The sequence below is a fragment of the Terasakiella sediminum genome, assembly GCF_033100395.1.
Taxonomy (GTDB): Bacteria; Pseudomonadota; Alphaproteobacteria; order Rhodospirillales; family Terasakiellaceae; genus Terasakiella.
Genome location: NZ_JAWLVJ010000017.1, coordinates 94,724 through 100,933 on the forward strand (window position 1 = coordinate 94,724; position 6,210 = coordinate 100,933).

Annotated in this window: 6 protein-coding genes; 3 read left to right on the forward strand and 3 right to left on the reverse strand. The window is 47.1% G+C overall.

What is annotated here, in order from left to right; translation table 11 throughout:
- Positions 1 to 9: 9 nt before the first annotated feature.
- Positions 10 to 252: a hypothetical protein gene (locus RYZ26_RS13915; protein WP_317683832.1), complete on the reverse strand. Its 243-nt coding sequence runs from the start codon at positions 250 to 252 to the stop codon at positions 10 to 12.
- Between the two features lie 90 nt (positions 253 to 342).
- On the reverse strand, positions 343 to 1,251 hold the full coding sequence (locus RYZ26_RS13920) for a LysR family transcriptional regulator (RefSeq protein ID WP_317683833.1): 909 nt from the start codon (positions 1,249 to 1,251) through the stop codon (positions 343 to 345).
- A 107-nt stretch (positions 1,252 to 1,358) separates the two neighbouring features.
- Here RYZ26_RS13920 and RYZ26_RS13925 point away from each other — a divergent pair, with 107 nt between their 5' ends.
- Both RYZ26_RS13925 and RYZ26_RS13930 read left to right on the forward strand, forming a co-directional pair.
- Positions 1,359 to 2,228 carry an NmrA family NAD(P)-binding protein gene (locus RYZ26_RS13925; protein ID WP_317683834.1) on the forward strand — a complete coding sequence of 290 codons (870 nt, stop codon included), beginning with the start codon at positions 1,359 to 1,361 and terminating at the stop codon, positions 2,226 to 2,228.
- A gap of 36 nt (positions 2,229 to 2,264) precedes the next feature.
- Entirely contained in the window at positions 2,265 to 3,131 is an 867-nt protein-coding gene (locus RYZ26_RS13930) for a DMT family transporter (RefSeq protein ID WP_317683835.1), read from the forward strand.
- A 74-nt stretch (positions 3,132 to 3,205) separates the two neighbouring features.
- Here RYZ26_RS13930 and RYZ26_RS13935 read toward each other — a convergent pair whose 3' ends face one another.
- Positions 3,206 to 4,969 carry an alpha/beta fold hydrolase gene (locus RYZ26_RS13935; protein WP_317683836.1) on the reverse strand — a complete coding sequence of 588 codons (1,764 nt, stop codon included), beginning with the start codon at positions 4,967 to 4,969 and terminating at the stop codon, positions 3,206 to 3,208.
- A gap of 787 nt (positions 4,970 to 5,756) precedes the next feature.
- Between RYZ26_RS13935 and rpmB the strand changes: the two genes are divergently transcribed.
- On the forward strand, positions 5,757 to 6,050 hold the full coding sequence (gene rpmB / locus RYZ26_RS13940) for a 50S ribosomal protein L28 (RefSeq protein ID WP_317683837.1): 294 nt from the start codon (positions 5,757 to 5,759) through the stop codon (positions 6,048 to 6,050).
- The last annotated feature ends 160 nt before the right edge of the window (positions 6,051 to 6,210 follow it).

Sequence of the window (6,210 nt, forward strand, 5' to 3'; positions counted from 1 at the left end):
AAAAGGAGTTTAACTACAAGCACCACAGCAGGAAGAACCACCAGATGCCAAGTCTGCAAAGCTATGTCGATAGCTGTCAGTTTTTAACGGACCTTTGGCAAGCAGGTAGGTCGCATCTTCCAATTGTGCTTCGGGGGGACAATTGAAAATCTCATGAACAGCACTTCCATCCGGCTGTGGGCCTAACTCAATATCAGACGCAATGCCTGAGATTTTATTATCAGCTGAAACGGAAAGGCGAAAAGTCGTCATAAGTGATGCTCCTGATTTGTGTTGCTGAAGACATTTCTATCAAATCAGATGCGTGTCATTAAATGACGTCGGTCAACTGAGAGTTTTTTGTCAAATTCTTCGACTAAGCTCTTTCACAATGGAGCGAAGCCATTTTCGGGCTGGATCATGATGGAACCGTTCATGCCAGATTTGGGAAATGGTGAAACCGGGATTTTCCAGCTCTCCTGGAAGTTCACACATCGCCACGCCCTGACCTTGAAACAGCATGGCGAGTTTTCTGGGGATAGTCGTGATCAGGTCGGTTCTGGAAACGACAGAAGGAATGGCGAGGAAGTGTGGCAAGCGCAAAGAGATTTTACGGGTACGGCCAATATTCTCAAGCAGACCGTCAATCGCCCCACCGCCTTTGCCCGTCACACTCAGCAAAGCATGATCCGCAGCACAATATCCGTTTAGATCCAAAGGCGCATTCGCCAATACATGGCCTTTGCGCATCACACAGATAAAGTCATCATCAAACAGTTTCTGATGATAGCTGGTCTCCAACTTCGGCCCATCCCCGATCACACCGATGCCCAGATCAATCTCCCCGGCTTTCAAGGCTTCAATCCCGCCAGCAGACATATTTTCGATGGAGACCTGAATATTGGGGGCCTCACGGTACAATCGTTCCAGCACCGCAGGCATCATCACATGGCTGAAATAATCCACCCCGATGATCCGAAAATGCGCTTGGGATGTGGCTGGATTAAATTCGTTAGGTGCAAGCACGGTACGCACCCGTTCCAGCGCATTCTGCAAAGGGCTGCGCAAGGCTTCTGCCCGTGGTGTCAGCACCATCCCGCGACCCGAACGAACCAACAGCGGGTCTTTTAACATATGACGCAAACGATCCAGTGCCCGGCTCATCGCGGGTTGACTGAGGTTAATGGAAGCTGCAGCTTTCGTCACGCTCGCTTCATTTAGCAAAGCTTCCAGCTGAACCAGCAAATTCAGATCAAGATTTCTAATATTCACTTCATGCATGTATTTTATATAAACCATGCATTAGAGTTATGCAAATGATCCGGATATTCTGTCTTCAGTTCAAACACACAAACAAAGTTTATCAGGAGTATCCCCCCATGTTCGTTATTACAGGTGTTACAGGCAATACTGGTTCCGCCACCGCACAAGCCCTTTTGGATGCAGGCAAGGACGTACGCGTCATTGTGCGTTCCGAAGAAAAAGGCCTCGTCTGGAAAGACAAAGGTGCCGAGGTTGTGGTGGCTGATCTTTTCGACGGCGCCGCTGTAACCAAAGCCCTTGAAGGTGCAGAGGCCACCTATCTGATGCTGCCACCGGATTACGCCAGCACAGATTTCCTCGGCAGCCGTATGGAACTTGCCGAAATTCTGGTCAAGGCAGCAGAAGATGCAAACGTTCCACATGTGGTCTTCCTGTCTTCCGTCGGAGCGCAACACTCCCACGACGATAAAACAGGCCCCATCCGCACACTTGCCTATTTCGAACGCCTCTTTGAAAAAAGCCCGATCAAAACCACCGCCATTCGTCCCGGCTACTTCCTTGAAAACTGGGGCGCAGTTCTGCAACCTGTCTTGAACGATGGTGTGCTGCCAAGCTTCCTACAGCCACTGGATATGAAGATCGATATGATCGCCACACAGGATATCGGCAAGAAAATCGCAGACAGCCTGTTAAATCCAGGTGATGATGCTCACCGCGTTCAGGAACTGAAAGGCGCTGCGCAGTATTCCCCGCGTGATGTGGCGCAGGCTTTCTCAAAAGCGTTGAACAAAGACATCACCCCCATCGAAGTGCCGGAAGAAGGCTGGGCACCGGGTCTGGTGCAGGCCGGTTTCCCGCAATCAACCGCTGACCTGTTTGTTGAGATGTACCAAAACATCAATTCCGGTTTCATCGACTTTACACAGGAAAATGCGGCGAAAGGCCAGACCGAACTGGATGATTTCATCAAACGGTTTGTTGCCTAAATCGCCTTAAGACGCTAAACACCATCCATGGAAAGCATGTCAAATACGACCCGTGCCGCCCTTTGGATGGTGTTTTTTTGTGCCTCGATCGCATGTCTGTCGGGCATGATCCGCTACATGTCCGGTGTCATCCCGGCATTGGAAATGGTCTTCTTTCGAAATCTGTTCAGCTGGTTTTTCATGATGCCCATGGTCGCCCATGCAGGTTGGAAAACCTTAAAGACCACCCGCACCAAAGCCCATATCCTGCGCGCAATTTTCGGTACATTGGCCATGTCTTGCTGGTTTATGGGGCTGACCCTGATCCCGATTTCCGAAGCAACTGCACTTAATTTTACTGTGCCGCTGTTTACCACATTGGGGGCAGCTTTGTTTTTGGGGGAGAAAGTCAAATCCCATCGCTGGATTGCCCTTTGCATCGGATTTGCGGGGACATTGGTTATCGTACGACCGGGCATGCAGGAAGTTCAGCTGGGCACGATTCTGATCCTCGCTTCTTCCATCTTTATGTCCTGCACATTTTTGACCGTGAAGCGTCTGTCCAGCACGGATCATCCGGCAACCATTGTCTTCTATATGGGACTTTTTATGACGCCCATGTCTCTGGTTGGAGCCGCGCCCGTCTGGGTCTGGCCGGAACCAAGCCATTATGTCTGGCTGATCGGCATGGGTTTTAGTGCGGCTGTTGGTCATTTTGCCATGGCAAAAGCAATGTCTTGCGCGGATGCCTCTGTTTCCATGCCCTTTAGCTTTACCCATATGATTTTTGCATCGGCCATCGCTTACTTCTTCTTTGCAGAATCCATCGATCTTTATACCTGGATCGGGGCAGGCATCATTTTCAGCTCTACTCTTTATATTGTCAGACGCGAAGCCGCCCTCAAAAAAAAGGCCGCAACCTAGTCTAGATTGCGGCCCAGGCTCAAAACAATAATGTCTGACCCAAGTGAAGGATTCTTTTTATTTCTGTGGCTGGATTATTTTTCCATCACATAGATGCCGGGTGCGGCAATGATTGGGCGGTGCGTTTCGCTACCAAATGCTTTCGGGGCAATTTTGTTTTTGCCAGAACGTTGTGCCAGCCACATTTTCCAGTGTTCCCACCAGGAACCGGATGCTTCTGTTGCACCTTCATACCATTCTTCTGCCGTTTGCGCGCCTTTGGAATTATGGTGGTACTTGGCTTTTGGGTTGGTTGTCGGACAAATAATTGACTGTACGTGACCAGAGTTAAACAAGACGAATTCTGACTCGCCACCGAAGAATTTGGAAGAATTGAAACAGCCTTTCCACATGCTGATGTGATCTGTTTCACCACCAACCATATAGATGTCACAGTCAACTTTAGACAGATCAATCGGTTCCCCCATGATGGTCAGGCCACCCGGTTTACGCAGCAAATCCAGTGAAAATACATCCAACAGTTCTTCATGCAATTTGGCTGTCACACGTGTTGCATCGTTGTTCCAGTACAGGATGTCGAATGCTGGTGGCTTTTTGCCCATCAGGTAGTTATTGACCCAATAGTTCCAGACCAGATCGTTTGGACGCATCCAGGTAAAGACCTGACCGATTTCCTTACCATCCAGCACACCTTTGGATTTGGACTTCATCTTGGCTTGGGCGATAGTTTCTTCATTGGCAAACAAACCGAGCGACTTGTTGTCGTTGCTGTCCAGAACAGCCACAACCATGGAAGCAGACTTAACATAGTTCTTACCTTTGGCAGCCATGTACCCCAAAAGCGCGCTCATTGGGATCGCACCTGTGCAGGCGGCATAGAGGTTGATTTGATCGGAACCAGTAATTTCGCGAATGGCTTCAATGCCTTCAACCATAGCTGCAACATATTCATCCAGCCCCCAGTGCGCATGTTCACGGCTTGGGTTGCGCCAGCTGACCATATATGTCTGGAAACCTTGCTCTACCAGATATTCAACCGCACTTTTGCCCGGTGCCAGGTCCAGCAAATAATATTTGTTCACAACAGGGGGGATGAACATCATTGGACGTTCGTGAACCATGTCTGTTTTGGGGGTGTACTGGATCAGCTCGAACAGTTCGTTCTTGTATACAACCGCACCAGAAGTCGCGGCCAGGTTGCCACCCACTTCAAAGGCGGATTTATCAACCTGCGACGGCATGCCATTGTTACTTGCCATATCGTCCAGCAGATTCTGGAACCCTTCAACCAGGCTTTTGCCACCCGTTTCCTGCGCTTCTTTCAAAGCAGCCGGATTGGTCATCAGGTTGTTAGAAGGCGACATGGCGTCTGTCATCAATGAAGCGATGTAGCGCATGCGCTCTTTATCTTTCGCATCCAGGCCAACATTTTCGATAATGTTGTTTACGGATTTTGACCAGGCGAGATAGCCGTGCATGGCCATCTGGTGCATGGGGCTGCGATGCCAGGCACTGTCCTTGAAGCGGCGATCGCCTTTTTCTGGTGCAATTTCTTCCTTGCGGGTAACAACGGCACTTAAATTCTTTGCCAACTCTGCCGTTTCTTCCAAAACAACATTAGGTTTACTTATTACTTGCTCTCCAACCTTACCGAATACTGTAAACATTTCTTTCGGCGTTGCACCACCGACAAAAGGTGACGAAAGTTTAATTTTTTCTTCTGATTTTGGCAGCCTTTTCTCAACCTGAGATTTAATATCACACTTACCGTCAGGGGTTGAAACAGTGTTTTCCTGAACATCTTCAGATGCATTTGATGCAACTTTTGATGCTGACACAATATGTTTCATCGTATCCAGATACGGTGATAATACATTTGCATTGTTCATAGAAAAGAAAGGGGACAGAAAAGCACGATCTTTAGATTCAGCCTTAAGAGGTCGGTAGTTCCACATTGGTTTATCCTTCAAGATATTGTTATTGTTATATTTTTTACTTTACATAATTCGAAGAGCCTTTATGAACTCTCCCGCTAATCTTTTGTCACAACTGAAAATTAGGTTGAAATCTCCCACCCCAAAACAAAAATCTCGCTTTGGTTGATTTTGAAACAAAACTTACAATTGATTTCCAAAAGTTGTGCCCGGATATAACACTTAATAGTTTATACTTCAATTATATTGCACAAACAGACTCACTTAAGCATGCAAAGATTGTATTTGATGCGTGTAAAGGTGTGCAGTTTTTCCCTTAGGGTAGACTTTCTGTTTTCAAAACAACCATTTGTCGCGGTATTTAGAATGAGAATCGGGATTTTTTTTACAAAAATGTGAAAAATCACGCAAATATGGCATATGAATACATAAAACCGCCAAAAATTACTTATACTATACTATATGAATACTTCTAAAGTTTAAGTAGCATCCCAAAGACGTATTCGCGCCTGCAACATGACCATGAGAGGATGAAAAAAGTGACACATATATAGAAAACTCAATTTTATTCATAAAAGAGTCAGATTCACCTTGACGCGGGTAAACCTTTTCCGTAAAAGGCGGGTCTCTCTTGAGGGCGGGACTATGTCTGGCCCCACCTTCAGTGTTTATGAGATTAAGGATTTGTATTATGGCACGTCGCTGCTCACTTACTGGTAAAGGCGTTCAAACTGGCAACAATGTAAGCCACGCTAAAAACCGCACTCGTCGTCGTTTCTTGCCGAACCTGCAAGATGTAACTTTGGTAAGCGACGCTCTGGGCGTTTCTGTTAGCCTGCGCGTTAGCACTTCTGCACTTCGCACCATTGAACATAAAGGTGGTCTGGATGCGTATCTTTTGGATACAGCAGCTGACAAACTGCCACGCGAAGCACGCCGTTTGAAAAGCCGCGTTAAAAAAGCTCAAGCTAAGAAAGCTGCTTAATCAGCCTTTTTAACCGCTTTAAAGATTAAGAAAGCCTGCTCTTGTTTAGAGTGGGCTTTTTTATTTGTGCTGACCCGTCCTGAAATAAGTTGACAGATTGGAGACTTATTATGGGAAACAAAGAAAACAAGCGGGTTAAGCGCACACAGCGTGATTATCC

Coding starts and splice junctions, on each gene's coding strand:
- RYZ26_RS13915 (WP_317683832.1), bottom strand. CDS start 252: ATGACGACTTTTCGCCTTTCCGTTTCAGCTGATAATAAAATCTCAGGC.
- RYZ26_RS13925 (WP_317683834.1), top strand. CDS start 1,359: ATGTTCGTTATTACAGGTGTTACAGGCAATACTGGTTCCGCCACCGCA.
- RYZ26_RS13930 (WP_317683835.1), top strand. CDS start 2,265: ATGTCAAATACGACCCGTGCCGCCCTTTGGATGGTGTTTTTTTGTGCC.
- rpmB (WP_317683837.1), top strand. CDS start 5,757: ATGGCACGTCGCTGCTCACTTACTGGTAAAGGCGTTCAAACTGGCAAC.